The organism is Streptomyces graminilatus (assembly GCF_001418565.1).
Lineage (GTDB): Bacteria > Actinomycetota > Actinomycetes > Streptomycetales > Streptomycetaceae > Streptomyces > Streptomyces graminilatus.
On sequence record NZ_LIQQ01000084.1, the window covers coordinates 1 to 26,646 of the forward strand.

A 26,646-nucleotide genomic window follows, 5' to 3' on the forward strand; every position below is an offset into this window, starting at 1 on the left:
GCCCTCCCCGGTCCCCCAGCCCACCGCGGCCGCTCCGTCCACCTCCGACCCGTCGCCGCACGCGTCGAAGAGCGGGGCCTCGATCCAGTCCGCGAGCGCCGCCAGATCGTCCAGCGACAGCGCCGGCTGCGCCCGTACGTCCTCGATGGAGACGCCCTCCTCACGGACCACGGCGAGTACGTCGACATGGGCGCCGTCGGCGAAGGCGAGCCGGACGTCGAACCATGCCGTGGCCGCCGAACCCTCGTGCTCCCGCACTTCCCAGGCGGGCCGCACCGACACCGTGGCCTCGGTCGGGCAGCGACCGGAAAGATTAAGAAAGGATGCTTCTAGCACATACGGAACGTAACCGCATCATCACATTCCATACGAACGGACACGCGCGCCCGCCCCGACCCGCACCCTGTCAGCGCAGCTCAGGTGGTGCGATCCTGAAGGTGTCAGTGTCATTGTCAGTGTCAGCGACAGGGAGTTCCGCAGCGTCCCGCAGTGAGGGGTTCCGCCGTGTTGCGTGTCGCCGTCGTGGGTTCGGGTCCGAGCGGGGTCTACACCACGCAGAGCCTGGTCCAGCAGGATCCCGAGGCACTGGTCGACGTCCTCGACCGGCTGCCGTCGCCGTACGGCCTGGTGCGGTACGGCGTGGCGCCGGACCACGAGAAGATCAAGTCGCTGCAGAACAACCTGCGCACGGTCCTGGAGCACGAGCGCGTGCGCTTCCTGGGCGGCGTCCGGATCGGTTCCGGCCCCGGTGAGCTGCCGGTCGCCCGGCTGCGGGAGCTGTACCACGCGGTGGTGTACTGCGTCGGCGCCGCCACCGACCGCCATCTGGGGATTCCCGGCGAGGAGCTGCCGGGAAGCTGGTCGGCGACACAGTTCGTGTCCTGGTACAGCGCCCATCCGGACGCCGTCGGCGACGGCTTCGTCCACGGGGCACGCTCCGCCGTGGTCATCGGCGTCGGGAACGTGGCGCTGGACGTGGCCCGGATGCTGGCGCGCGGCCCGGCCGAGCTGAGCCCCACCGACATGCCGCAGGCGGCGCTCACCGCGCTGGCGGCGAGCCGGGTGACCGACATCCACGTGGTGGGGCGGCGCGGTCCCTCGCAGGCCCGCTTCACGACCAAGGAACTGCGCGAGCTGGGCTCCTTGCCGGACACCCGGGTCGTCGTGGACGAGAGCGAGTTGTCGCTCGACCCGGCATACGTCGACCCGGCCGCCCTGCCGACCGTCCAGCGCCGCAACGTGGAGGCGCTGCGCGGCTGGGCCGCCCTGCCTCCCACGGACGCCGCCCGCCGCATCCGGCTGCGTTTCTTCCGCCGCCCGGTCGAGCTGCTCGCCGCCGGGGGCCGGGTGGGCGCGGTGCGTTTCGAGCGGACGGTGCCGGACGGGACCGGCGGTGTGACGGGCACCGGGCGGTACGAGGACATCGAGGCGCAGCTCGTCCTCCGTTCGGTCGGATATCGCGGGGTCCCGCTCGACGGACTGCCGTTCGACGCGGCCCGTGGCACGGTCCCCCACCTCGCGGGCCGCGTCCTGCGCGACGGCACCCCTTCTCCGGGCGAGTACGTGGCCGGCTGGATCAAACGCGGCCCGACCGGCGTCATCGGCACCAACCGCCCCTGCGCCAAGGAGACGGCGACCTCCCTGCTCGCGGACGCCCCCGACCTCGTACGCCAGGAACGCCCCGAGGACCCGCTGACCGTGCTCCGCGCGGAGGGCTTCGGACCGGTGGGGTGGGCAGGCTGGCAGGCGATCGAACGGGCCGAGGCGGACCTGGGCGCCAAGCTGGGCCGGGGCGTCGTCAAGCTCCCCGACTGGAACGCCCTGATGACGGCGGCACGGGGCGCGGACACCCCCTCGACGGCGCCTGGCAACACAGGCGGCTGACCCCCCCCAAGGGGCGCGGGGAACTGCGCGACAAGCCCCCACCGGCCCGCGGCCGAACAACGACTCAAGACCGCCCAGATGGGCATGACACACAACATGCCCACGCCCCCCACCGCACCTGTGTCCCCCGTACATCCCGTGGACGAAATCCCACCCGTACGCCACCTGACCGCCTTCGGCCTGCAACACGTCCTCGCGATGTACGCGGGCGCCGTGGCCGTCCCCCTGATCGTCGGCGGCGCGATGAAGCTCTCGCCCGCCGATCTGGCGTACCTGATCACCGCCGACCTGCTGGTGTGCGGCATCGCAACCCTCATCCAGTGCGTGGGTTTCTGGCGTTTCGGGGTCCGGCTGCCGATCATGCAGGGCTGCACCTTCGCGGCCGTGTCACCGATGGTCCTCATCGGGACGACGGGCGGCGGACTCCCCGCGATCTACGGCTCGGTGATCGTCGCCGGGCTCGCGATCACGCTGCTCGCTCCGGTCTTCGGACGGTTGCTGCGGTTCTTCCCGCCCCTGGTGACCGGCACGGTGATTCTGGTCATCGGTCTGTCGCTGCTGCCGGTGGCGGGCAACTGGGCGGCCGGCGGGGTGGGTTCGGCGGACTTCGGCGAACCGAGGAACCTGGCGCTGGCCGCTTTCGTGCTGGCCGTGGTGCTCGGGGTGCAGCGGTTCGCGCCGGCGTTCCTGAGCCGGATCGCGGTACTGACCGGCATCGTGGTGGGGCTGGCCGTGGCGGTGCCCTTCGGGTTCACGGACTTCGACGGGGTCGGGGACGCCGACTGGGTCGGCATCAGCACGCCGTTCCACTTCGGGGCGCCCGCCTTCGAGGTGTCGGCGGTCGTCTCCAAGCTGGGCGCGGTGGTCGCGGCCGTACCGGCGCCGGTGCTGGGCGGCGCGGGACTGGTGATGTTCGGGACGGTCGCCGCGAGCGGGCTGCGTACGCTGGCCGCGGTCGAGTTCAAGGACAACCACAATCTGACGGTCGTCGCGGTCTCGGTGGCCGTGGGCATGCTCCCGGTCGGCGTGCCGACGATCTACGCGAAGTTCCCGGACTGGTTCCGGACGGTGATGAACAGCGGCATCAGCGCGGGCTGTCTGACGGCGATCGTGCTGAACCTTCTCTTCAACCACCTTGCGGGGAAGGGCGGTTCAGTTGACAGCGGCTCCGCCGACGTGACCGGCCTGGCGGGCGGCGGCGGACAGGACGCTGTCGAGTAGTCCCGGGAAGAGGTCGTCCTGGTCGTCCCGGCGCAGGCCGTTCATCTTGGCCGTGCCCCGGTAGACCTGCCGGATCACGCCGCTCTCGCGCAGCACCCGGAAGTGATGTGTGGTGGTGGACTTGGTGACCGGCAGCACGAAGTGCGAACAGGACAGCTCGTCGCCGGTGGCGGCCAGCTGGTGGGCATCTGGAACGACACACAGGTCGAGGCGTTCCGTCGGATCACCCGCTTCCTGGGCTCCCAGGGCGCCGTGCCGGCGATCCAGCTCGCTCACGCCGGACGCAAGGCCTCAACCGGCCGTCCCTGGAAGGGCGGTGCGCCGCTCGGACCTGAAGACGCGTACACCTGGCGGCCGTTCGGTGCGAGCCCGCTGGCGTTCGACGAGGAGCATCAGGTCCCTGCCGAGTTGACGGCCAATCAGATCCGGTACGTCGTCGACCGGTTCGCGGACGCGGCCCGTCGCGCTCTCGACGCGGGCTTCGAGGTCGCCGAGATCCACGGCGCGCACGGCTATCTGATCAACAGTTTCCTGTCCCCCCACTCCAACCACCGCACCGACGCCTACGGCGGCTCGTACGAGAGCCGCGTCCGCTTCGCGCTCGAAGTCGTCGGCGCCGTACGGGAGGTGTGGCCCGAGGACAAGCCGCTGTTCTTCCGTGTCCCGGCGACCGACTGGCTGGAGGAGGGCGGCTGGAACGCCGACGACACCGTCCGCTTCGCCGCCGAACTCCACGCCCACGGCGTCGATCTCCTCGACGTCTCGACCGGCGGCAACGTCTCCGGCGTACGCATTCCCACCGGACCGGGCTACCAAGTCCCCTTCGCCGCCCGGGTGAAGGCCGAGACCGCGCTGCCCGTCGCCGCCGTGGGGTTGATCACCGACACCGCGCAGGCCGAGAAGATCCTGGCCAACGGCGAGGCCGACGCGGTGCTGCTCGGCCGCGAGTTGCTGCGCAATCCGTCGTGGGCCCGGCACGCGGCCCGGGAACTGGGCGGCGAGGTGCGTGTGCCGGACCAGTACCACCGGTCCGTCTGACACTCATACTGAGACTCGTACCGAGACTCGTAACTCCCTAGCGTTCTCAGGTGAGTTGATGTGCTCGTCGGGATCAGGGCCTACCGAACCAGGAGGCGGGGACGGTGGCGGCCAGCGTCCGGTATCCCTCGGGGTTCAGATGCAGCCAGTCGCCGTCGTGCAGATCCGGGCGCAGCCTGCCCGGATCGGCCGGATCGCGGACCGCCCGGTCGAAGTCGACCACGGCGTCGAAGGCGTCCCCGGTGCGGATCCAGGCGTTCACGGCCTGCCGGGTCGTCTCGCGCAGGCCCGCCGGATCGTCGTACGGCGTGTTGCCGCGGAAGGGAGTCAGGGTGGCGCCGTAGACGCGGATGCCCTGGGCGTGCGCGCGGACGACGATCTGCCGGTAGGCGGCGATGAGGTCGTCGGTGACGCGCCGCTGGGCGGCCGGGGTGGCCTCGGCGGTGCCGATGTCGTTGACGCCCTCGAAGACGATCAGCCAGGAGACCCCGCTGTGCGCGAGGACGTCCCGGTCGAGCCGGGCGAGGGCGTTGGGGCCGAGGCCGTCGTTGAGAATCCGGTTGCCGCCGGCGGCCTGGTTCAGTACGGCGACGCGCTTGCCGCCCGGCAGGCCTCTGAGCCGGTCCAGGAGCTGGTCGGGCCAGCGGTTGTTGCCGTTGGTCGTGGAGCCCCGGCCGTCGGACAGCGAGTCGCCCAGCACCGCGACGGCACGTGTGTCCCGCCCGGCCAGCACCTCGACGTCGCTCAGCAGGTACCAGTGGTTGACCGGGGTGGCCCCGGTCAGCTCCCGCTCGCCCGTGCCGTCCCCGGCGCGCAGGTAGGAGGTGGTGCGCGAGCCCGGGTGCGAGGTGAGCGCGAGCGAGGCCTGTCCGTTCGCGAGGTACGTCGTCACGGTCAGGTTGGTCGCGGGGCGCAGCCCGAAGTCCAGGGGGTCGGAGACGACCTGGGCCCCGGCGGGGACGGTGGTGGACCGGCGTCCGGCGAACGTCACCTCGCGCAGGGTGCCGGGTTCCACGGCGTCGACCCCGGCCCGGCCGTCCTGGGGCAGGGCGACCGTCACCGCGGTCAGCGGCAGTGGGGTGGTCCCGAAGGCGTTGGAGAAGCGCAGGCGGATGCGCTCGCCGCCGGTGGATACCCGCACGGTCTGACGCAGGGTGGTGTCGACGAGGACGGCACTCTCCCCGGTGAAGGGCGCGGGCGGCATGTTGCCGGGCTCGGTGAGCTGCGGCATCGACGTCCAGGTGTCGACCCAGTGCGGGGCGGACCGGGCCGGGGCGGCGGCCGTCGGCTGCGGGCCTCCGAGCAGGGCCGGTACGGCGGAGGACGCCGCGGCGAGGGCCAGCACGCACAGGCCGGTGGCGGCCGCGTGGGCGAGCCCTGCTACGGCGGGCGTTCGCCGGGACCGGAGTGAGTGCGTGAGGCGGAGCGACTTCACAGGTCGGGTGCCTTCCTCTGTACGGACGGCCGTTGTGCGGGCGGCCGCTGTACGGACGTCGCCCTCGATCCGTCGCACGTCGTCCTCGGATCGGGCGGAGCGGGAGGTGACCGGGTGCGCGCTCGTGGCACGCACCCGGCACATTCGTGGGCTCGACCGGCCGTGCGGGCCGTTCTGTCGAGCGTGGACCCGGACGGCGCCGCGATGTTGCCGGTGCCGTGACCGCCACCTTTCAGGAGCCGGTGCCGTCCAGGCCGAAGAAGGTGATCGCCATGGCGGCCATGCCGGGGCGCAGCGCGTCGTGGGCGACCCCCTGGAGGCTGATGGCCTCGACGGGAGCCCTGTTACCGGTGGCGCCGTAGCGGGTACGGGTCCAGCCGGCCCTGGGCGAGTCGGTCGAGGACGGCGTCTGGCCGAGACCGCGCACATTGGTCCACTGCTTGACCTCCTCCCCGAAGTTGGGATAGCGCAGGGTGGGGTCCGCGGTGCCGTGCCAGAGCTGCATGCGCGGCCGGGCCCCGGTGTAGCCGGGGTAGGCGTTGCGCACGATGTTGCCCCACTCCTGCGGGGTGTGGATCACCCGCCCGTCGGCGCACTCGCTGTTCCACTCCGAGCCGTTGGTGGTGGCGAAGCAGCCGAACGGCACGCCCGCGAAGGCGGCACCGGCCGCGAACACGTCCGGGTAGTCACCGAGCAGGACGTTCGTCATCATCGCGCCGGAGGAGGCCCCGGTGACGAAGATCCTTCCGGTGTCGGCCCGGTAGGTGCGGGTGACCCAGTCGACCATGGACTTGATGCCCACCGGGTCACTGCCGCCGCCCCGGGTGAGCGCCTGCCGCGAGGAGACGTCGAAGCACTTGCTGCTGCGGGTGACCGAGGGGTAGATCACGATGAAGCCGTACCGGTCGGCCAGCGAGGCGAACTCGGTGCTGCCGTAGAACACGGGGCCGGAGCCGGTGCAGTAGTGCACGGCCACCAGAACCGCCGGGCGCGCGCTGACCCGGTTCGGCACGTACACGTACATCTTCAGGTTGCTCGGGTTGGCTCCGAAGTTGGTCACTTCGGTGAGCGCGGCGGCGGCTATGGGGGCCGTCGCGGACGGCTCCGTTCGCTCCGCCGCCGACGCCCGCGCCGACGGCGCGGCGAGGAATGTTGCCGCGAGCAACGGCAGCAGGCCTGCGAGAAGCGCGACGAGTACCGAACGCAGTGGTCTTCTCGCGATGGTGCCGACAGTTGTGGACACGTCCTTGTCCCTTCCTGATCACGGCTCGGGGGGTACGCGTGGCGGAAGCCGAACTCCCGCCACGCGGGGCTGCCCGTCCGCATCGTGGCATGGGCATGGCCCACCATGGAAGCGCTCCCACACGTCGAAAACATTCGCCGACCTGCGGTTGCTCACTTGGTCGGCGCACGTCGCGTGCGGGGCGGGAACCTGGCCGGAAGTCGTCCCTCCCCGACGGGGGTCAGTGTGCGTTGCTCCCCCACATCGGGTCGAACCGCTCCCACGCCTCGTCCCAGTCCTCCATCCGCCGTCGCTCCAGACGGCCACGGAGGAGACGCCAGCCGACGTACGGCACGGTCGCCGCGCTCACGCCCGCCAGGGCGCCGACGAGGGCTGCCCTGAAGCGGGCCTCGGACTCGGTGGCGGGCTGTGTGACCAGGCGGCCCTGCGGGTCCGTCCAGACCGTCACCGGACTGCCCTTGGCGCTGCCCGGATCGACCCGGGCCTGCCCTGTGTGCGGGGTGCCGTCGGCACCGCTCCAGCGGACCTTCGCCCACACCTTCTCGCTGCTGATGGTGGCGGGCGCGCCCTCGGCGACCAGTGCCGTCACAGAACGCCACTCGGCGCGCTCTCTCGCCAGCCCCTGCTCGACGGAGTGGGTCGACACCAGGCCGACGAGGACTCCGGTGAGCACGACGATCGCCCAGGCGGCCAGTACGGCCCAGCCCTCCAGGGCATCCACCCGGCGCCTCAGCGGATTGCGCCGCCAACGCCACAGCCACACCCTGGGACCACGGAATGCCGCCATCGAAGGCGTCCTCCTCACGCGCACACGGACATGCCCTGCCGTCCTCCCATACGCGCGCTGCCGCGCCGCTGCTCACGGCCGGCCCGAGGTCTCCGTCACATCCCGCCGGGAATCTCGCCGACATCCGCTCCGACCTGCGACGACGCCGTTTCCAGAGGTGACTGTCAGTGGTGGGGTGCAGACTGGCCGATGACTGGACAAAGACGTCCCGGAGGTGATCGGCATGACCGAGGTACTGCTCACGGTCGGCACGCGCAAAGGCCTGTTCATCGGGCACCGGCGCGGTGCCACGTGGGAGTTCGACGACACTCCTTACTTCAACGCGCAGGCCGTGTACTCGGTCGCGATCGACACCCGGCGCGAGACACCGAGACTGCTGGTCGGCGGTGACAGCGCGCACTGGGGACCGTCGGTCTTCCACTCCGACGACCTGGGCCGGACGTGGACGGAACCGCAGCGGCCCGCGGTCAAGTTCCCGAAGGACACGGGCGCTTCCCTGGAGCGCGTCTGGCAGCTCCACCCGTCGACGGCGGAAGCCGACGTGGTGTACGCGGGCACGGAACCGGCCGCGCTGTACCGCTCGGAGGACCGCGGCGAGTCCTTCGAGCTGGTCCGCCCCCTGTGGGAGCACCCCACCCGCTCCAAGTGGGTTCCGGGCGGCGGCGGTGAGGGCCTGCACACGATCGTCACCGACCAGCGCGACCCGCGCGCGGTGACGGTCGCCGTCTCGACGGCCGGCGTGTTCCGCACGACCGACGGCGGCGAGAGCTGGGACCCGTCCAACTCCGGTGTCTCCGCGGTGTTCCTGCCCGATCCGAACCCGGAGTTCGGCCAGTGCGTGCACAAGGTCGCGAAGGATCCGGCCACCCCGGACCGGCTGTACCTCCAGAACCACTGGGGTGTGTACCGCAGCGACGACGCGGGCGGGCACTGGACGGACATCGGGGCCGGCCTCCCCTCGACGTTCGGTTTCGCGGTCGCCGCCCATCCGCACCGCGGCGACACGGCGTACGTCTTCCCGATCAACGCCGACTCGGACCGCGTCCCCGCCGAACACCGCTGCCGGGTCTTCCGTACGGCGGACGCGGGCGGGAGCTGGGAGCCCCTGTCTGCGGGCCTGCCCCAGGAGGACCACTACGGCACGGTGCTGCGCGACGCGTTGTGCACGGACGACGCGGACCCGGCGGGCGTCTACTTCGGCAATCGCAACGGCGAGGTGTACGCGTCGGCGGACGACGGGGAGAGCTGGCGGCAGTTGGCTTCCCACCTGCCGGACGTGCTGTGCGTGCGGGCCGCGGTGATCGACTGACCACCGGTGACCGGGCCGAGGAGCACATTCCGCGGTGCGCCCTCGGCCCAGGTGTTCTCAGACGTCACGCGGGAACTTCGTCAGCCCCGCAGTCACGGATCTCGCGGCCGTCGTTGTCCTTCGCCTCGTCGTTCCCCCAGCGCTGGAGGTAGTACGCCGACACATAGGCACGGTGCTTCCCACCGGGCACGACCTCGTCGAGATCGGTCAGCAGCCAGTACTTGTTGTGCGAGCTGCCCGACTGCACGGTGTCGCCCGCCTTCTTGCACAGGACGTAGTTGGTGCCCTTGTACAGCTTGCCCTGGGGCGCGCACCGCGGCGTGGTCTTGCCGACGCAGTCGACGGCGGCGTAGCCGGTCGCTTCGGCGAAGGTGTCCACCCAGTACTTCGTGGGTGCGGGTTCGCCGCCCCCGCCACAGGCGTTGGTGCTGGTCACCGTGGGCCAATTCGCCTGGGTCGGTGACAGCCGGTACTCCGTCCCCTGAATCACCGGGTACACCATCTCGTCGGTCTCGCCGTCGTTGTCCCCGTTGAAGTCGTAGAGCTGCTCGTAGTGCAGATGCGCCTCGGGGGTTTCGACCAGGCCCAGCCGCCCGAGCGGTGTGCCGGAGGCGACCTTCTGCCCGACGGTCACGTCCCTGCGGTCCATGTGCAGATAGACCGAGAACCAGCCGCCGCCGTGGTTGATCTCCATGCCTCCCGGCGGGAAGAACTCGGTGACCGTGCCGGCCGCGGACGCGACCACCGTGGCGCCGAGGGTGTTTCCGCCGGCGTGGTACATGTCGATCTTCTTGTCGTCGGGATTGTGGCCCAGGTACGTCTGCAACTGCCAGGTCTGCCCGCAGGCGAACGGCAGCCTGAAGTCGGGCCTGTCGGCCGGTGCGGCGGTCACTGAGCGTGCGGCCCGTGGTGCGGCGTGAGTCGTCGACGCCATGGCCGCCAGAGCCGTGAAGAACGCCACCACCATGGCCAGAACCGCGGCGGCGCGGCCCGGCCCTCTCCCTCGTCGGAGTCTCACAGGACCCCACCCCTTCCTGTCGCCGGTCCATTTGACCGTTCCGTGGGCACTGTGCCCGATCCGGCGCGAAAGGGGACTCCCGCATGTTCCGGATGTCCGGCCCGTACGGGTCGTGCGCGCAGGGGGCGCACCGGCTCCGACCGGTGCGCCCGTGTGTGCGTGTGTCAGTTCTGCTGGGTCCAGCGCTGGTTCGCGCCGCCCGAGCAGCTCCACAGCTGGATCTTCGTTCCGTTGGCGCTCCCCTGGCCGCTGGCGTCCAGGCAGAGACCCGACTGCGCTGCCGTGATCGTGCCGTCGGCGTTGATGTTCCACTGCTGGTCCGACTGCCCGTTGCAGTCCCAGATCGCCGCCGGGGTGCCGTTGCCCGCCGACTGGCCGACGCCCAGGCACTTGTTGCCGTAGACGACCAGTTGCTTGCCGGTGCTGTAGGCCCAGCGCTGGTTGGCGCCGCCGTTGCAGTCCCACAGTTGTGCCTGCGTGCCGTTGGCCGTGGTGGAGGCGTTGATGTCGACGCAACGCCCCGACTGCTGGCCGACGATCCGCCGCTCGCCGGTGGGCGGGTTCGGGGGGTCCGGCGGGTTGGGGGGATTCGGGTTCGAGCCGAACTGGGTGAAGAACTGCCACACCGCTCCCGATGTCCAGGTGCGCCAGCCGTCACCGGTGGAACCGTCGATGGGACCGGGGTCGTGGCCCGCTCCGTCGAACGCGGCCCAGACGACCGGGTATCCGGCCTTGCAACCGGAGTAGGTGGTGATGATGTGCGTCAGGCTTCCGTTGGCCGGCTCGGGCGGGTTCTGCCGGGTGCAGCCGTTCGTCCGGACGAAGGTGTCACGCAGATCCCGTCCCGACTGGATGGGCAGCACGTTGTCCCTGAGGCCGTGCAGACCCATGTAGGCGATGGGCTGGCCGCCGCCGTTGCATCCACTGAGGGTCGCGCCGGAGTAGACCGCGACCGCGCGGAAGACCGTCGCCCGGGAGCAGGCGAGGGCGTACGACATCGCGCCGCCATAGCTGAAGCCGCCGGCGAACAACTGGGTGGTGTCGACGCACAGGCCCGCTTCGATCTGGCTGACCATGGCGTCGACGAAGGCCACGTCCTCGCCGCCGGGGTTGGCCCAGCCGTTGCCGTTGCCCTGGGGCGCGACGAAGATCGTGCTGTTGTTCGCGTTGTCCGCCAGGCGCCTCAGTCCGTAGTAGGACCAGTTGTACCCGTCCGTGCCGCCCGAGTCGACGTCGTTGGCCGTGCCGCCCCGCCAGTGGAAACCGAAGACCAGCCGGTAGGGGTGGTTGCTGTCGTAGCCGGCCGGAACCCGCAGGATGTAGTTGCGGGTCTGGCCGCCGCTCTGGATCGTGCGGTTGCCGCTGGTCAGCGTCGGTGCCTTGCCGCATCCGGCGGACGCCTGGGCAACGCCGGCGGCCTTCGCCGACGAGCGCGCGCCGGGGCCGCTGCCGAACGAGGTGCCCGCGGATGTCAGTACGAGAAGTACCGCGGCCACGATGGCCATCAGGATCGGTTTGCGTTTCATGCACTGCTTCTTCCGTGGTCGGGGGGACAGGGGCTATGGGCAGGGAGTTTCCGTTCGGGGGTGTCGAGTGGAATCGGTTCGCCGGTCGCGTTCACCGGCCGGGAGGATCGCGGCCGAGGCGGGCCACCGGCCCTGGCCCCGGCCCGGGTTCACGCCTGCGGCGGTTCATAGCCCGGTGATCGTCCAGGCGTTGTTGGCGTTGGAGTTCGGCGTCCACAGCACCGTGGTCGACCCGGCCGTCGTGCTGCCGCCGCCGTCGAGGGCGGTGCCGGTGCCCCGGTTGACGATCTGGAAGCGGTTGTCACCGAGGCTGACCAGCGACCACTGTTGGTTGTTGCCGCCGTTCCACGCCTGCTGCCGGGCGGGGGCGCCGTTGGCGGAGTTGCCCCAACTGTCGGCCGCCATGCCGTTGGTGCGGTTGACGATGCGGTGGTAGCCGTTGCCGAGGTCGATCAGCTGCCATTGGAGGTTGGTGCTGCCGTCGTAGCTCCACTGCTTGAGGTTGGAGCCGGAGGCCACGTTGCCCCCGCTGTCGAGCGCCAGTCCGCTGGTCGCGTTGGCGATCCGCACCCAGGTCGTGGAGCCGCCCGGCGCGCCCAGGACGGGGATCTCACCGGAGAAGGTGAGCTTGACCGTGTACGCCAGCGCGCTGAACGGCGGGTTGGAGGAGGGCATGGTGAGGTGCAGGCCGGAGGCGTCCTGGACCGGGGCGGGCAGGTTGATGTAGGTGCCGGCCGTGTTGTTCAGCAGTTGGGCGCCGGTCAGGCTGCTGAGGTTGATCTGGTTCGAGTTCAGCGTCGTGATGTTCATGGTGCCGCCCTGCCAGCCCAGCGCGGTGGCGTAGAGCACCTTGTTGTCGCGGCTGCGGGTGAACCGGATGTCCTGCGGTTTCCCGGCCACCGGGCCGCTGAACGAACCGCCGCCCATCTTGGTGGGGCCCTCGCCGTAACTGGCCCAGGAGCGGGTGGCGTAGACCGCCTCTCCGAAGCGGCCGAGCCAGTCGCCCATGGCGAGCAGGATGGACTGCTGCCCGGAGGGGATGGTGCCGTCGGCCATCGGCGCGATGTTCAGCAGCATGTTGCCGCCCTTGCTGACCCGGTCGATCAGCGAGTGGAGCATCGCCTGTGTCGAGTAGTAGCCGATGCCCACCGTGTAGCACCAACTGGACGAGGAGATGCTGTCGTCGGTCAGCCAGAAGGGGGTGAGCAGCCCGGCCGGGCCGCCGCGCTCGAAGTCGAAGACCTCACCCTTGTTGTTGAGGCCGTCCTTGTAGGTCGCGACGACGTCCTTGTTCCACGCGACCGCCTGGTTGTAGTAGCGCGCGAGGAACTGGAGCCGGTACGACTCCTGCACCTGGCTCAGGTTGAAGTCCTGCCAGACCAGGTCCGGTTGGTAGCCGTCGATGACCTCGACCAGCTTGTCGTACCAGAGTTTGTTCTCCGCGGCCGAGCCCTGCTGGCCGTAGAGGACGCGCAGCGCCTGGTTCGACTGGGACGGCACACGGTCGTAGAAGCCGGTGAAGTGGTAGGCGTGGTGCAGTGAGGCCATGAACTTCAGGCCCTGGCCCCGGATGGCCTGCGCGTGCAGGGCCACGAGGTCGAGTTTGGGGCCGTGCTGGACCGAGTTCCACGGGTTGGACGGGCTGTTCCACATGGAGTAGCCGTCGTGATGCTCGGCGACCGGGCCGGCGAATCTGGCGCCCGCGGCCTTGAACAGCCGCGCCCAGGCCTCCGGATCGAACCTGCCGCCCTGGGAGACGAGTCTGGGGGCGAACTGCACGAAGTTGCCCGCCTTGTCGCGGGCCCCGTCGATGAAGTTGTGGTACGGCCACGCCGAGGGGTCGCCGTAGGTGTCGATGTGGTGGCGGTTCTCGGCCGAGCCGCCGATGTACATGTTGCGCGGATACCACTCGTTCCCGAACGCGGGAACGCTGAACACACCCCAGTGGTAGTAGATGCCGAACTTGGCGTCCTGGAACCAGGCCGGGGCCGGGGGATGCTGGTCCACGGAGGACCAGCTCGGGGTGTAGCTCGCGGGGCCTTCGGTCGCGGCGGCCTCGGGGGCGAACCGCAGCAGGCCGAAGGCCGCCGTGGCTCCGCCGGCCGCCGCCAGCAATTGGCGTCGGCTGAGCGGTAAGGAGGAGGGGGACATGTGGTGGGCCTCTCGGGGGAATCGATGGAAGTGGCGGAGGTGGTACGGGAGTTGGTGATCGTCAGCCGGTCACCGGATCACTCGCGCGTCCACTTCTGGTTGCCGGCGCCGGTGCAGGTCCACAGCCGCAGCAGGGTGCCGTTGGCGGTTCCCGAGCCGGTGGCGTCCAGGCACAGGCCGGACTGGACACCGGTGATCGTGCCGTCGGCGTGGGTGGTCCACTTCTGGTTGGCGCCGCCGTTGCAGTCCCAGATGTCCACCTTGGTGCCGGGGCCGGTGCCGCCGCCCGCCGCGTCCAGGCAGGTACTGCCGTAGACCCGCAGCTCACCGGCCGGGGTGTCCGCCCACTGCTGGTTGGCGCCGCCGTTGCAGTCCCACAGGGCCACCTGGGTGCCCGCCGTGTGCGACTGTCCCGGCACGTCCACGCAGCGCCCGGAGGCGGCCCCGATGATCGCGCCGCTCGTGCCGCCGCCTCCGCCGCTGCCGGGGGTGATGGACAGGTTGTCGAACTGGGCCGTCTCGCCCTGGCTGGTCCCGTAGCCGATCTGTCCGGCGGCCCAGGTGCGGTCGTCCGCCGTGCCGACCGTGGCCCCGTCGATGGCGGCGGTGATCGTGGTGCCGGAGAAGGTGAGGGCCAGGGTGTGCCACTTGTTGGTGCCCAGCGCCCCGGTCGTGCCTCGGGCCAGGGTGGAGACGTTGCCGTTGGTGTTCGTGCTCAGGATCGACCAGGCCCCGGTGTCGCTCACCCGCACGCGGTAGGCGTTCTGTCCGCCGGTGCGGTCGTAGTCGTGCCCGCCCGCGCGGCCGATCAGCTCGACGTATCCGGGCTGTTCGAGCAGCACGTCCGAGGAGACGGTGTAGTTGGTCCAGCCCACGTCACCGAGCAGGGCGTGCGGATCGGTCAGCGTGTCCCAGGTGATCGCCTTCTGCGGGCTCATCTGGCGTACGCACTTGCCGCTACGTCCGCCGCCGCAGCCCACGGCCTCGAAGGCGCCCTGCCAGTCCATGAGGTACTTCGCCTCGGTGCCGGTGGCGTTGCCGTCGAAGGAGTCGCTGTACGGCAGCTTCAGCGCGCCCCGGGCCGGACCGGTCGCGGTGCCCTTGCCCTGGCCGGTCGTGGTGGTCAGCGTGTACACGCGGCCGGGCTGCACGGTCAGGCTGAAGGCGCCGCCGGACGGAGTGATGTCCGTGGCGTGCGTGAAGTGGTCGGCCGTGTTGTTGGACCTGACGTCGGTGGACCAGACATGGACGGTTCCGGTGGACAGCCCCCCGGTGACGTTGAAGTTCAGGGTCTGGGCGCTGCCCGCGTCCATGGTCTCGATGACCGTGGAGTAGTCGGAGTTGTTGGTGGACTTCAGCGAGACATAGCTGCCGTTGTTGCGGTTGCCGTCGATGTAGCCGCTGGCGGAGTCGAGGTAGCGCCACCCGGGGGCGGTGAACTGGCTGGTGTGGGCCATCACCCAGGCGTTCTTGCCGATCGAGTAGGCGCCGGACCAGGGCTGTGCGGCCAGGGCGAGGCCCATGGTGGGGTACGGCAGGTTGGGGGTGAGCGCCGCGACCACCGGCCAGTTGAGATACGCGGTCATCCGTCCGTCGATGTACCCGCGGTTGATGCCGCGGGCCACGGCCTGCGCTCCCCCGTTGTAGTCGTCCGAGCCGTTCTCGCTCGCCCACAGCGGCTTGCCGGACGAGCCGGCGGCCGACGGCACCGAGCAGTTGGTCTGGGCGGACCGGTAGCCGCAGGGATAGTGCGTGCCGATGACGCTCACTGCGGCGGCGAACGCCTGGTTGGAGTTGATGTCGTTCGCCACGGTCCAGTCCGAGTCGGCCGCGACGATCTTCACGTTGCCGTAGCCGTTGCTGTTGAGCGCGGCGCGCAGCTGCACGTACCAGGAGACGTTGTAGCCCCGCTCGTTCCACCCGCCGAGGTAGTCGATGCTCAGTCCGTGCTGTTTGGCGCAGCCCAGCCACGAGACCAGGTAGTTGATCATGTCGGTGGACCAGAAGTTGCCGCCGCCGATCCAGCCGGGCGCCCCCCAGGCGAGCCCGTGCAGCTTGATGGCGGGGTTGCGCGCCTTGGCCTGCTCCATCAGCCACCACTCGTAGCCCCGGTCGCAGTTCAGGTCGGTCCGGGTGTGCATGTGGCTGGGCTCGGCGCCCGAGGTGGAGTTGGTGTCGCCGCCGATCTCCGCCTTGAGGATCTGCAGGGAGGCGCCGTAGCCGGGCTTGAACAGGTAGTCCAGGATCTGGCCGCGCTGGGGCTCGGGATAGTCGATCAGGAGTCTGCTGTTGCCGCCCCCACCGCTGATCGCGCCGACGCCGTCGAAGACCCGGCCGCCGGAGGAGCCGTTGACCGTGATGGAGGTGGCGGCATGGGCGGGCAGGGCGGCGGAGCCCACGAGGCCGCCGGCGGCCAGGACGAGGCCCGTGAGCACGGCCGTAGAGGCACGCAAGCGCCCGAGCAGCCGTTTGAATGCGGACACGGTGTGTTCCTTTCGCAGGTCAGAGGTGCCGCTGTCGTTTTGGTCAGTTGCTTTGGTCAGTTGCTTTGGTCAGTTGCTTTGGTCAGTTGCTTTGGTCAGTTGCTTTGGTCAGTTGCTCCGGTCAGCGGAGGATGAAGTCCTGTTCGGTGCCGGGCGCGTTCTGGCAAGCCCACTGGTCCAGTTGGCGGCCCGGTTCGGCGCCGGTGCCGTGGACGTCCAGGCACAGGCCGCTGTTCTGGTTCCGGAACTCGTACGACCCGTCGGACTGCCGCATGGGCAGCCAGAGGCTGTTGGCGGCCGGGCCGGGGGCCTGCTGGACGATGTCGGGGACGCCCGGCGACGTGGAACCGCCGGCCACCGCCACGGCCAGCCCTGAACTCTGGGCGCGCAGTTCGCCGTAGCCGCCCGAGGACGGCACGAACTGGAACCGCTGGTTGCTCTGCCCGTTGCAGGTCCACTGGACGATCCGGGCACCCGCGCTTCCGGAGTTGCCGTACACGTCCACGCACAGACCGCTCCCGGCGGCCACGAGCTGGTGATAGCCGTTCGGGAAGCCGTCGCCGTCCGGCGAGGCGGGTGTGAGGTAGACGGTGAACGCGTCGTGCGAGCCCTGGAAGGTGAACGGCACGGTGATCGAGCCGCCGGTGGTGCTCAGGTCCTGGTCGTACACGACCTGCGGTGCTCCGAGCGGAGCCTGTTCGGGGATGCGGCGCACGGAGACGTGCACATTGCCCGCGCCGGCCAGCCAGGGTACGGACGCCAGCCCGTCGAAGGTCACGGACGCGGTGCCGGTGTAGCCGTTCGAGTCGCCGACGATCGCCACCGCGCGTTTGGCGGCGGGGTCCACGGAGGCGGAGATCGCTGTCGAGCCGACCTGGCCGGAGGTGTCCACGAGGGTGCCGGTCATGTCGGCGTAGTCCCGAAGCGCCCACCAGTTGCCGGTCGGCTGCCAGCGGCCTCCGCTCTGGGTGAGGACTCCCGTCAGGTTCGGGGTGATGCAGCAGACCCAGTTGCCGCGCATCGCGTTGGTGTACCCGGACTGCGCGAACCGCGCCAGGTACCAGGCCGTCACCCCGGCGGTCTGCCGGTCGGCCGGCTGGTACTCGTTCGAGGACAGCGGCAGCGGACCGATGCCCGCCGTGCTCAGGGCGTTGTTCAGGCTCCGCGCGACGGTGACCGGGTCGTCGACATCGCCCTCGTTGTGGTTGGCGATCATGTCCGGTACGGTCCCGGCCGCCTTGACGTGGGCGAGCCAGGTCCGCCACTGACCGGGGTTGCGTTCCGGGGTGAACGCGAGTGACGGACCCACGATCTGCGCCCCGGGGGCGAGACGCCGGATCTCCCGGTAGGCGGTGTCCCACATCTGGAAGTACTGGGCGCTGTTGACGCCCCGGGTCCAGAAGACGGAGATGTCCGGCTCGTTCCAGATGTCGTAGGCGAAGGTGAGCCCCGAGTCCTGGAGCGCTCCCACCGTGGAGTCGATGAAGCGGATCCAGTTGGAGCAGTCTCCGTTGTCGCACGGGTACCGTGTGTTCGAAGGCTGGCCGCCGTTCACACCGTAGATGTCGCTCACCAGCACCTGGTACTGCGCGTGGTACGGCGGCCTGGTGAGACGTTTCGCCTGCGCGACGATCGAGTCGAGGTCGGCCTTGGTGGCCTGGCCGTACTGGTAGTTGTCCTTGATCCAGCCACCGGAGAACCATCCGCCGCCCCGGAAGGCGTTGATGCCCAGCGGCTGGATGAACTGGTCCACCGGCTGGCTGCCGTCGGAACTGAATCCGTAGAGGAACCCCTCCCCCACGCCCGTCGACGGCCCGCGCGTCGACGCCAGATGCACGGTCAGCGCCTTGTCGGCGGCGGCCCGGCTCGCGGCCGTCGACATCAGCGACAGCAGCGACAGCACGAGGGCCAGGGCGACACCGGCCACCAGTGCCAGCAGGCCGGGTCGCGGGAGCAGCGGACGTGGTCGCCGGGCTCCCTCGGTGGTCATGGGCATGATTCATCGGCTCCTGGGTCGGGTTGCGGAGGAACACATGCACGCCCGGCGGGCGTCTCGCGGTGGTGTGTCGGACGCACCGGGGGCCGCGCCGCCGTCACCGGTGACAGGGACTCACCGGTGACGGGTGCTCAGCGCTGACGAGTGCCCAGCGCTGATGGACACTCAGCGGTAGCCGGCCGCCGTGATGTTGGCCTGCACCGCGTTGTCGGTCGCGTCCGAGGGATAACCCGCGACGATCGCTCCCTCGTAGAAGGTGCCGGCGCTCAGGTTGGCGCCGCCGCCGGGCTTGCAGCAGTCACCGCCGCTCCCGAGGATGATGGCGCCCTGCTTCTTCATGGGGTTGTATCCGCCGGGAAGCCCGCCGTCCCACAGGGTGGTCAGGCCGCCGGACTGTGCGTTGGCGCCCTTGAGGGCGAACCTCGACGTGCCGTTGTTCTTCAGCATCGCGGTGACGAACTTGCTCGGAAACGCCCGCTGGTTGGGGTTCCAGGACTGGCTGCCGCCGGGGAACAGGCCCCACTCCAGGTCGGCCTGGACCCAGGGTCCGCTGCCGGAGCAGCCGCCGAACCAGCACTGGGTGCCGAAGTTGATGGCGTCCATCGCCCCGGCGGCGTCGGCCTTCCGGGTCGTCTCGCTGTTGCCGTAGTCGAAGCAGCAGCCGTTGTTGACGTGGGTGCCGCTGGTGACCATGTAGGCCCCTTCGGGTGCGGCACCGGTCGGTACGCCCGTCAGATGGCCGTCCCGCCAGTAGCTGTTCCCGGGGTTGATGTACAGCGAGTACGCCTTGTTGCCCCCGGCGGTCAGCGCCTCGGAGGTCGCCTTCGCGGGACTGCTCTGACTCGACCCGGGGACCTGGGCCGACCCCTGGTACCAGAGGTCGTTGCCGCGCCCGGACTGGTCCCGGACGACAGTGATCACGCATGAGGTGCCCGCGCAGAACGCGTCCTGCGCCGCCGCGTCGGCGTACCCGCCGGCCGCCAACACCCCGATGTCCCTGGTGGTGTTGTCCGAGGAGCGCCTGACCTGGTAGAGCGCGCCACGGTACGACCCGTAGAGCGCCCGTACCGTGCTGTGCGCGGCCACGCACGGGGTACCGCCGGTGGCGTAGAGGTCGCAGGGGCCCGACCCGTCGGGTGTGGGCGGAGGTGTGAGGCTGCTCCACTTCTGGTTGCTCTGGCCGTTGCAGGTCCACTGGATGACCGCGGTGCCGTTGGCCGTGGCCGCCCCGTTGACGTCCAGGCACAGCCCGGACCGGACGCCGGTGACGGTCCCGTCGGGGTTCTGCCGCCACATCTGCGTCGGCCGTCCGTCGCACGACCCGATGACCGCCGGGGTTCCGGGAGTCGTCCGGCTGTCGAGGGCGTCCACGCACCGGGTGCCGCCCTTGGTCCTCAGCTCACCCGCCGACGTGAACTCGTACGACTGACCGGCCCGGCCGTCGCAGTCCCAGATGTCCAACGCCGTGCCCGGCGTGTCGGCGTTGCCCTTGACGTCCAGACAGCGGCCCGACGCCGAACTCACCAGGGGTGCCACGGCCGCCGATGCCGACCAGGTCGACGCGGTTCCCAGCAGCACGGTCAGCAGTGCCGTCACGCACACGGCGGCGAATGCCGACAGGCGTGGCCGACGAGCGGGCCTTTGGGGCAGAGCGGATGAAGGCTGCATTCTGCTTCCTCGAATACGTGGGGGAAGGCGACAGAGAGTGCCGTGGCTGTCCGCGGGAAGAGCGTCCGTCCAATGGGCCGTCGGCCGCTCCCGTCAGCGTGTCCGGGAGCGCCCACAGGGAACACTCAGACATCCCATGTGCCCTAGTGATCCCACGCACCCAACACACTGTCAATACATGTGCCGCACCGCGCCGAAAACTCGATCAGCCCCTCGTTTTCCCTGGTCAGAGTGGCATGAGGGCATGGCGGACCCGCGTCCGGCGACGGCCGCCGGGCCGGACGCGGGTGGTCGTCGCCGGTGGTCGTCGCGGGTCCGCCGAAGGGGTTCAGGGCAGGGGCGCGCCCTTGGCGCCGATCACCTCACCGAGCGCGCCTGTCCGGCCGCCGACACGGGCGGCCTGATCCAGCCCGCGCGGTCCGCCGCCTCGATTCCGGCGTTGAAGGCGTCCGCCATCTTCCGGTAGCCGTTGTCGTTGGGGTGCAGGGAGTCGGCCAGGTCCGCGGCGGTCAGCGCGCTCATGTCCACCAGGCCGACCTTCTTGCCCGCGGCCTGCTGGGCGCGGACGATGCCGGGGAGCTTGGCGTTGAACGCCGGCCGGTTGGCCTCCTCCCAGCCGCTGGTGGAGATGATGACGGTGCCGACGAGAACGGTCGCGTCGGGGGCGGCGCGGGTGATCCGGTCGAGGAGGTCACGGAGCCGGTCGGGGGCGGTCGGGATCTGGTAGTTGCCGTTCAGGTCGTTGGTGCCGATCTCCAGGGTGACCACGTTCGGCCGGAAGCGGGCGAGGACGGAGTCCGCGATCCCGGCTATCTGGTCGATCCGCCAGCCGCCGTGGCCTTCGTTGTCCGGGTCGGACATGTTGCCGTTGCGCCCCGAGCCGACGAAGTCCAGGGCGTGCCCCTCAGCCCTCAGCCGGTTCCACAGGTGCCCCCGGTAGCCGTTGCCGGTCGGGCTGGCGAAGCCCCAGGTGATCGAGTCGCCCAACGGCATCAGCCGAAGCGCGGTGGGCGCGGCGGCCCGGACGGCGCCGGGCGACGGCCCGGTGCCGGTGGCCGCCGCGACGGGCGGTGCGGCGGCCGTGCCGAGCACGGCCGTCAGCGTGACTGCCAAGAGTGCCGAGTATTTCCTCATCGGAGTTCCTCACTGGTGCGGGACAGTGCGGGACAGTGGGTGGGCTGTACGGGTGGGCTGTACGGGTGGGCTGTACGGGTGGGCTGTACCGGCGCGCGAGGCGGTCAGCGAGGTGTGAAGGCCTGGTTGCTGCCTGCCGTGTTCTTGCAGGCCCACTGGTCGAGTTGCTGGCCGAGGTTGCTGCCGGCGCCGTAGACGTCGAGGCACAGGCCGCTGTTCTTGTTCTGGAAGGCGTACGAGCCGTCGGACTGGCCCACCGGCTGCCACAGACCGGCGGCCGATCCGTCGGCGGCCTGCTGCACGATGTTGGGTGTGCCGGCGGTAGTGGAGCCGCCCGACACCGCCACGACCAGCCCGGAGTGCTGCGCCCGCAGTTGTCCGTAGCCGCCCGAGACGGGCACGAACTCGAACTGCTGGTTGCCCTGCCCGTTGCAGGTCCACTGGTCGACCACGCCGCCCGCGGCGGTGGAGCTGCCGTACACGTCCAGGCAGAGACTGTTGTTGCCGATCACCAACTGGTGGTAACCGGTGGGAAATCCGCCGCCGCCCGACGACTGGATGCCCGCCTGCTGGATGACCGTCCTGGCGCCCTGCGGCCAGTTGGTGCCGCTGACCTGGACGTTGCCGGACAGGACGTTGTTGTGCGGCGGACCGGTGGCGACGTAGGTGTTGCCGCCGTTGTACCAGTTGCCGGAGAACGTGCTGTCGTCGGTGTGGTTGTTCCCGTTGGCGTTGGTGAGCGCCCAGTTGCTCGCGTCCTGCACCACGTTGTTGGCGACCTTCAGATACCGGGCGCCCTCGTCGAGGTACAGCGCGGTGGTGCGGTTGTTGTCCCACATGTAGTTCTCGGAGATCACCGAGCCGGGGCTCGCCGACAGGGCGTAGATGCTGCCGCCGTCGAACATCGCGTTCTTGGTGTCGAAGATCAGGTTGTGGGTGACGGTGTTGTTCTTGAACGTCGTGGGGGTGGTGTAGACGGGCTGGTAGTTGTACGTGCCCCGGTTGACGTAGTCCTGGCTGCCGCCCGGGTCGTTGGCGCCCCAGCCCCAGCCGATGTCGATCCCGTCGTAGGGAAGACGGTCCAACTGGTTGTGGGTGATCGTCGCGTTGGTGACGTACGTGGAGAGGATGCCCGCGGTCTCCTTGTAGTCGGTGCCCACCCCGCTGACCCGGTTGTTGCTGATGGTGATGTTCTGGTTGGTCATCTGCGGGTTGCTCGGGTGGTGCGCGTCCGGCCGGACCCCGCCGACCTGGATGCCGCTGCCCGCGAGTTCGGTGAACGTGTTGCCGGTGATGGTGACGCCGTTGGCGCCCAGTCCGGTCCCGGAGTCCGAGGCGACACCGTCGTTGCCGACGCCGAGTCCGGCCTGCCCGAGTCCGGAGAAGGTGTTGCCGGAGAACGTGATGCCGCTCGCGGCGGAGACCTGGACGGCCGCGGGCATCTGCGCCCACTGGTTACGGGTGGCCTCGAACTGTGTGCACCCCGACTTGCAGGTGGTCAGCCAGTTGGCGGGCATCGCGTAGGCGCCGATGATGTGCGCGCCGCTCTGCTGGTCCGCGTAGCCGTCGGGTCCGCTCGGACCGAGCCAGGAGGTGCCGGTGAACCGGATGCCGGTGAATCCCAGGCCGGTCGCCGGTGAGGCGTAGCTGCCGCTGATGCCGATCAGGCTCTGGAGCCGGGGCAGTTCGACACCGAGGCTGTTCGGGTTCTGGCCCGGCTGGGCCCGGTAGTAGAGGTCGCCGGTGGACTGGTCGAGGTACCACTGCCCGGCCTGCTTGAGGAACGCGTAGTTGTTCTCCAGGTACATGGTGCCGCCGGCGAACGGCGCGTTGATGGTGTCGTAGCCCCAGGAGTTGTTGTTCCAGGCGGGCTGCTGCATGGTGATCGTCCGGCCGCTGACCGACTGGACGGGCGCGTAGCGGTCGGTGAACGAGTTGAGGCTCTCGACCTCCATGTGCTTCAGGTCCGAGAGGCCGGCCAGGTAGTCGAGGGACGAGTCGTTCACGGTCAGACCGGTCTGCGTGAAGGTGAGACTGGAACGGGGCACCTGGATCGCCGCGCGCGGTGCCTGCTTGCCGTTCACGTACAGCTGACGGGTGTTCACGCCGGTACCGACGTGGACCGACCAGATATTGCTGTTCTGATCATGCACCTGCCAACCCGTGACCTGCTGGGCGCCGCTCACGACCGGCTGCTGCCCGGGCATGGCCTGGTAGGTGATGGTGTGGCCGTTCTGGCCGCCGTCCCCGGAACCGAAGGTCAGCGGCTTGGACAGCCGGTAGGTGCCACCGGCCAGGTTGACCACGACGTCCGCGTCGGCGGAGAGCCGGCGCGCGGGCTGCTGCGCCTGCTCGATCGTCGCGAACGGCTGATCGGCGCTGCCGTTCCCGCCGGGAGCCGCACCCGGCGCCACGTACAGGGCGGCTGCCGCGGCCCGTGTCTGCGACTCGGCCGGTGCGGCGAACGCGACCCCAGCCGTGGCGGGGCTCGCGGTCAGCAGGGCGAGCAGTGCTACGGGGGCGGCCCAGAGGCCGCGGGGCGGTCTTGCTCGGGACATCGTCATCCTCCAGTGGTGGCGCGTGGCGCCCGGTGTGGGGGCGGGGTGTCGTCGCTTGTTCGCCGAACGAAGCCGTTGGAACGGCCGGACCTTCCGGGCCCGCCCGCATGGGGGTTGGCCCGGAGGGTCCGACCGGCTGGACGGCCGGAAGATCCCGGGAGGTGCCACCGGGCGCGGGCACACGGATCCCCGCTTCCGGTGTCGCACACCCGTGACCCGGGTGAGCGGGCCAGGGGCTTGACCGTGCGGGTCAGTCGAGACAGGACGTGGTGACGTCGGCTCGTACGGCGTTCCTGGTGACGTCGTCCGACGGGTGGCCGGAAGTCACTCCGCCCTCGCAGAAGGCGCTGTGGGCGCGCTTGCTCAGCGAGGGACGCCTTGCCCGCGTGGTTCCCATCTGATCTCCCTACCGTGCCGGCGTAACCCGATCGGGTCGTGCTGGTGGCGCTGGTGGCGCTGTCAATCCGGGAGCGCTCGGAGGCGCCGCGTTCACAGCGAGGTTGCAGAAAGGTTTCGGGAGGAGACGCTGCTCCCGGCTCGACGCGCTGTCAATAGTGCGGAGCCTTCTGCCGCGAACGTTGTCGCGGAATCGGTTCGACGGCTGGTTTCCTGCGGTTGGGCGGATCGGCGGCCTCGAAAAGTTTCGACCGCAAACGCGGGTGGGCGGGTGGCGGCGGGGCCTCCCGCTGTACGAAACGCGGTGGGAACGTCGGGGAGCCGAGCTCACCGCACGACACGTCCCCGGCGGAGGCTTCACCACCCGGCAGGTCCTCCGCACGACACGTCCCCGGCGGAGCCTTCACCACCCGGCAGGTCCTCCGCACGGTGGGGCCTCGATCCCGCGCACCGGCCGGATCCGACTGGTGTCGACCGGCCCCGGCCGCCCTACGGCAGTCGCCAGTCCACCGGGGCGGCACCCTGCCCGACGAGGAGGTCGTTGGCCCGGCTGAACGGCCGTGAGCCGAAGAAACCACGGTCCGCCGACATCGGGGACGGGTGGGCGGACTCGATCGCCGGGAGATCCCCCAGCAACGGCCGCAGATTGCGCGCGTCACGCCCCCACAGGATCGACACCAGGGGCTTGCCCCGGCCGGCCAGGGCGCGGATCGCCTGCTCGGTGACCTCCTCCCACCCCTTGCCCCGGTGCGCGGCGGGACTGCGCGGAGCCGTGGTGAGGGCCCTGTTCAGCAGCAGCACTCCCTGCTGGGTCCAGGGGGTCAGATCGCCGTTCGACGGCCTGGGCACCCCCAGGTCGGAGTGCATCTCCCGGAAGATGTTCTCCAGGCTGCCCGGCAGCGAACGCACCTCGGGCGCCACGGCGAAACTCAGCCCGATGGCCATCCCCGGTGTGGGATAGGGGTCCTGACCGACGATCAGGACGCGGACGTCGTCGAAGGGTTGCTGGAAGGCCCGCAACACGTTCGCCCCGGCCGGCAGATAGGTCCGGCCCGCCGCTATCTCGGCCCGGAGGAAGTCCCCCATCGCGGCGATACGTTCGGCGGCGGGTTCCAGAGCATTCGCCCAGCCCGCTTCGACAAGTTCATGCAAGGGTCGTGGTGCCACAGTCCGTCACCCTACTGGCACACACCACGGCCCCGCACAACCCCTCGTCGCCGGTACCCGCCCCGACCGGACGCGGGGGTGACCGAAACAACACGCATATTGACCGACAAACGAACCCGGATGACCGACTTGCCGACCCGAGTCCCGATTGCAGGACTCTGGGCACCTACCGCCCCGCCAATAAAGTCCTCTCATCACACGGGAGTTCGCCGGTCACACGCGGTTGACCAGCACCGGAACCCCCTGACGACCGAATCCGTTCTCCACCCGGCGGCGAAGTCACCACTTACCGCCCACTTCCGTTGCGTGCGTAACTCATCAGACAAAAGCGGACGGATACCGCTCACCTGCACCCTCCCCGAACAAGGGAGCCCAATAAGCCAGTAACATGCGGCGCCATGAGCTCCCCCACTGGGCCCGCCGGCCTGCCAGTACGAATGCCGCGCCCCCGCCAGCCGGGACGGCACCGCCGCCCCGAGCCACTGGCGGCTCCCGAGGGTGCGCCCGCGCTCGTCCTCGCGGTGCCGGGCGCGCCCAGCCCCACCACGCGGAGTCTCGCCGAGGAGGTCGTGAGCATCGCCCGCTCCGAACTCCCCGGCCTGGACGCCCGTATCGGGTACCTCGACGGTGACGACGCGGAGTTCCCCACACTCCAGTTCGTGCTCACGCACAGCGCGCAGGAGCGCACCGCCCGCTATGAGCAGGCCCGTGCCGCCGGTGCCGACGTCAAGGCGCCCGAGGGGCCCGTCGCGGTCGTCGTGCCGCTGCTCGCCGGTCCGGACAACGCGCTGCTGCGCCAGATCCGGCAGGCCGTCATGGAGAGCCGTATCGCGGCCGAGCTGACCGATGTCCTCGGCCCGCACCCGCTGCTCGCCGAGGGACTGCACGTACGGCTGTCCGAGGCGGGCCTCGCGCGCGCCGACCGGGCCCGTCTGTTCACGGTGGCGACCGCCGCGGACGGCATCATCCTGGCGTCGGTGGGCGGCGAGGAGGCCGTGCAGGCGGCCGGGATCACGGGCATGCTGCTCGCCGCGCGCCTCGCCGTGCCGGTGATGGCGGCGGCCCTCGACGAGGACGGCTCGATCGCGGCGATCGCCGAGCAACTGCGCGCCTCGGGCTCGCAGAACCTCGCCCTCGCCCCGTATCTGATCGGCCCGGAGATCGACGCCGCGCTGCTGGAGGCGGCGGCCGAGGAGGCCGGCTGCGCCTCTTCCGACGCGCTCGGCCCGTACCCGGCCATCGGCAAGCTGGCGCTGGCCAAGTACACGACGGCACTGGGTATCGCCCCGCAGCAGCCGCAGGGCGCCCCGGTCCGCTGACCCGGACAGCGCCCCGTACGACGCGGTCCGACGACCGAGCACCTGGCACGCCGAAGGGCCCGCTCCTCCCCGGGAGCGGGCCCTCGGCGTGTCCGACAGGCCCCGGGCGGGCCCTCGCCGCCGATCACACGGGCCACCACGGGTCCCGTGACCGATCCGGCGCGACGGGCACGCCGACCGCACTCCGCCGCGCCGACCGCATGCCGCCGCGCCGGAGGCGAATCCGGCCACGCCCTGGGGGCGCGCTCGTTCGCGGTGCGTGCAGGTGTCCGGCCTGGGTGGCCGGTACGCAGGGCCGGTACGCACGGCCGGT

18 protein-coding genes and 2 pseudogenes are annotated in these 26,646 nt (G+C 70.4%); 5 read left to right on the forward strand and 15 right to left on the reverse strand.

From position 1 onward, the window contains the following. Positions 1–282: DUF6214 family protein (locus AOK08_RS09015; RefSeq protein WP_241826878.1), on the reverse strand; the 282-nt coding region annotated here is incomplete at its 3' end. Between the two features lie 222 nt (positions 283–504). Between AOK08_RS09015 and AOK08_RS09020 the strand changes: the two genes are divergently transcribed. Both AOK08_RS09020 and AOK08_RS09025 read left to right on the forward strand, forming a co-directional pair. Beyond that, positions 505–1,884 carry an FAD-dependent oxidoreductase gene (locus AOK08_RS09020; protein ID WP_055524943.1) on the forward strand — a complete coding sequence of 460 codons (1,380 nt, stop codon included), beginning with the start codon at positions 505–507 and terminating at the stop codon, positions 1,882–1,884. A gap of 96 nt (positions 1,885–1,980) precedes the next feature. Beyond that, on the forward strand, positions 1,981–3,105 hold the full coding sequence (locus AOK08_RS09025) for a nucleobase:cation symporter-2 family protein (RefSeq protein WP_055524952.1): 1,125 nt from the start codon (positions 1,981–1,983) through the stop codon (positions 3,103–3,105). Here the strand turns inward: AOK08_RS09025 and AOK08_RS09030 are convergent. Next, complete coding sequence (locus tag AOK08_RS09030) at positions 3,037–3,381, reverse strand: helix-turn-helix domain-containing protein (RefSeq protein ID WP_055524953.1); 345 nt, start codon at positions 3,379–3,381, stop codon at positions 3,037–3,039. The genes AOK08_RS09025 and AOK08_RS09030 overlap by 69 nt on opposite strands. On the opposite strand from AOK08_RS09030, the pseudogene AOK08_RS09035 reads away from it, so the two are divergent. Further along, positions 3,286–4,143, forward strand: a pseudogene (locus tag AOK08_RS09035) (oxidoreductase); the annotation flags it as partial. The gene AOK08_RS09030 and the pseudogene AOK08_RS09035 sit on opposite strands and share 96 nt — an antisense overlap. Positions 4,144–4,216: 73 nt before the next feature. Here the strand turns inward: AOK08_RS09035 and AOK08_RS09040 are convergent. The 3 genes and pseudogenes from AOK08_RS09040 to AOK08_RS09050 form a co-directional block, all read right to left on the reverse strand. Next, positions 4,217–5,578: an SGNH/GDSL hydrolase family protein gene (locus AOK08_RS09040; RefSeq protein ID WP_079053928.1), complete on the reverse strand. Its 1,362-nt coding sequence runs from the start codon at positions 5,576–5,578 to the stop codon at positions 4,217–4,219. A gap of 238 nt (positions 5,579–5,816) precedes the next feature. Beyond that, a pseudogene (locus AOK08_RS09045) lies at positions 5,817–6,821 on the reverse strand (extracellular catalytic domain type 1 short-chain-length polyhydroxyalkanoate depolymerase); the annotation flags it as partial. A 220-nt stretch (positions 6,822–7,041) separates the two neighbouring features. Then, complete coding sequence (locus AOK08_RS09050; protein ID WP_055524944.1) at positions 7,042–7,608, reverse strand: Rv1733c family protein; 567 nt, start codon at positions 7,606–7,608, stop codon at positions 7,042–7,044. Positions 7,609–7,831: 223 nt separating this feature from the next. Here AOK08_RS09050 and AOK08_RS09055 point away from each other — a divergent pair, with 223 nt between their 5' ends. Continuing rightward, on the forward strand, positions 7,832–8,917 hold the full coding sequence (locus AOK08_RS09055) for a WD40/YVTN/BNR-like repeat-containing protein (RefSeq protein WP_055524945.1): 1,086 nt from the start codon (positions 7,832–7,834) through the stop codon (positions 8,915–8,917). Positions 8,918–8,981: 64 nt separating this feature from the next. Here the strand turns inward: AOK08_RS09055 and AOK08_RS09060 are convergent, their stop codons facing one another. The 10 genes from AOK08_RS09060 to AOK08_RS09100 all read right to left on the reverse strand — a co-directional run bounded on the left by AOK08_RS09060 (position 8,982) and on the right by AOK08_RS09100 (position 25,014). Then, the gene (locus AOK08_RS09060; RefSeq protein ID WP_241826880.1) at positions 8,982–9,935 is read right to left on the reverse strand and encodes a M23 family metallopeptidase; all 954 of its coding nucleotides are present in this window, start codon (positions 9,933–9,935) and stop codon (positions 8,982–8,984) included. Positions 9,936–10,099: 164 nt separating this feature from the next. Next, positions 10,100–11,440: a ricin-type beta-trefoil lectin domain protein gene (locus tag AOK08_RS09065; RefSeq protein WP_055524955.1), complete on the reverse strand. Its 1,341-nt coding sequence runs from the start codon at positions 11,438–11,440 to the stop codon at positions 10,100–10,102. A 186-nt stretch (positions 11,441–11,626) separates the two neighbouring features. Continuing rightward, positions 11,627–13,612, reverse strand: a complete 1,986-nt coding sequence (locus AOK08_RS09070; protein ID WP_055524947.1) for an alpha-L-fucosidase — start codon at positions 13,610–13,612, stop codon at positions 11,627–11,629. 77 nt (positions 13,613–13,689) lie between these two features. After that, positions 13,690–16,095 carry a ricin-type beta-trefoil lectin domain protein gene (locus AOK08_RS09075; RefSeq protein ID WP_055524948.1) on the reverse strand — a complete coding sequence of 802 codons (2,406 nt, stop codon included), beginning with the start codon at positions 16,093–16,095 and terminating at the stop codon, positions 13,690–13,692. Positions 16,096–16,216: 121 nt separating this feature from the next. After that, positions 16,217–18,085: an RICIN domain-containing protein gene (locus AOK08_RS09080; RefSeq protein ID WP_055524956.1), complete on the reverse strand. Its 1,869-nt coding sequence runs from the start codon at positions 18,083–18,085 to the stop codon at positions 16,217–16,219. 171 nt (positions 18,086–18,256) lie between these two features. After that, the gene (locus tag AOK08_RS09085; RefSeq protein ID WP_107100895.1) at positions 18,257–19,759 is read right to left on the reverse strand and encodes an arabinofuranosidase catalytic domain-containing protein; all 1,503 of its coding nucleotides are present in this window, start codon (positions 19,757–19,759) and stop codon (positions 18,257–18,259) included. A gap of 357 nt (positions 19,760–20,116) precedes the next feature. After that, positions 20,117–20,872, reverse strand: a complete 756-nt coding sequence (locus AOK08_RS09090) for an SGNH/GDSL hydrolase family protein (protein ID WP_422125729.1) — start codon at positions 20,870–20,872, stop codon at positions 20,117–20,119. A 125-nt stretch (positions 20,873–20,997) separates the two neighbouring features. Then, on the reverse strand, positions 20,998–23,451 hold the full coding sequence (locus tag AOK08_RS09095; RefSeq protein WP_079053927.1) for an RICIN domain-containing protein: 2,454 nt from the start codon (positions 23,449–23,451) through the stop codon (positions 20,998–21,000). A 250-nt stretch (positions 23,452–23,701) separates the two neighbouring features. Next, complete coding sequence (locus AOK08_RS45615) at positions 23,702–23,848, reverse strand: hypothetical protein (RefSeq protein ID WP_157876618.1); 147 nt, start codon at positions 23,846–23,848, stop codon at positions 23,702–23,704. Between the two features lie 488 nt (positions 23,849–24,336). Further along, positions 24,337–25,014, reverse strand: a complete 678-nt coding sequence (locus AOK08_RS09100; protein WP_055524950.1) for a uracil-DNA glycosylase — start codon at positions 25,012–25,014, stop codon at positions 24,337–24,339. Between the two features lie 398 nt (positions 25,015–25,412). Between AOK08_RS09100 and AOK08_RS09105 the strand changes: the two genes are divergently transcribed. Continuing rightward, entirely contained in the window at positions 25,413–26,333 is a 921-nt protein-coding gene (locus AOK08_RS09105; RefSeq protein WP_107100896.1) for a sirohydrochlorin chelatase, read from the forward strand. Positions 26,334–26,646: the final 313 nt, after the last annotated feature.

Bases quoted from the DNA above. Each gene is read 5' to 3' on its own strand.
- AOK08_RS09025 (WP_055524952.1), top strand. From the start codon at position 1,981: ATGCCCACGCCCCCCACCGCACCTGTGTCCCCCGTACATCCCGTGGAC.
- AOK08_RS09050 (WP_055524944.1), bottom strand. From the start codon at position 7,608: ATGGCGGCATTCCGTGGTCCCAGGGTGTGGCTGTGGCGTTGGCGGCGC.
- AOK08_RS09055 (WP_055524945.1), top strand. From the start codon at position 7,832: ATGACCGAGGTACTGCTCACGGTCGGCACGCGCAAAGGCCTGTTCATC.
- AOK08_RS09065 (WP_055524955.1), bottom strand. From the start codon at position 11,440: ATGGCCATCGTGGCCGCGGTACTTCTCGTACTGACATCCGCGGGCACC.
- AOK08_RS09070 (WP_055524947.1), bottom strand. From the start codon at position 13,612: ATGTCCCCCTCCTCCTTACCGCTCAGCCGACGCCAATTGCTGGCGGCG.
- AOK08_RS09080 (WP_055524956.1), bottom strand. From the start codon at position 18,085: ATGACCACCGAGGGAGCCCGGCGACCACGTCCGCTGCTCCCGCGACCC.
- AOK08_RS09085 (WP_107100895.1), bottom strand. From the start codon at position 19,759: ATGCAGCCTTCATCCGCTCTGCCCCAAAGGCCCGCTCGTCGGCCACGC.
- AOK08_RS09095 (WP_079053927.1), bottom strand. From the start codon at position 23,451: ATGTCCCGAGCAAGACCGCCCCGCGGCCTCTGGGCCGCCCCCGTAGCA.
- AOK08_RS45615 (WP_157876618.1), bottom strand. From the start codon at position 23,848: ATGGGAACCACGCGGGCAAGGCGTCCCTCGCTGAGCAAGCGCGCCCAC.
- AOK08_RS09105 (WP_107100896.1), top strand. From the start codon at position 25,413: ATGAGCTCCCCCACTGGGCCCGCCGGCCTGCCAGTACGAATGCCGCGC.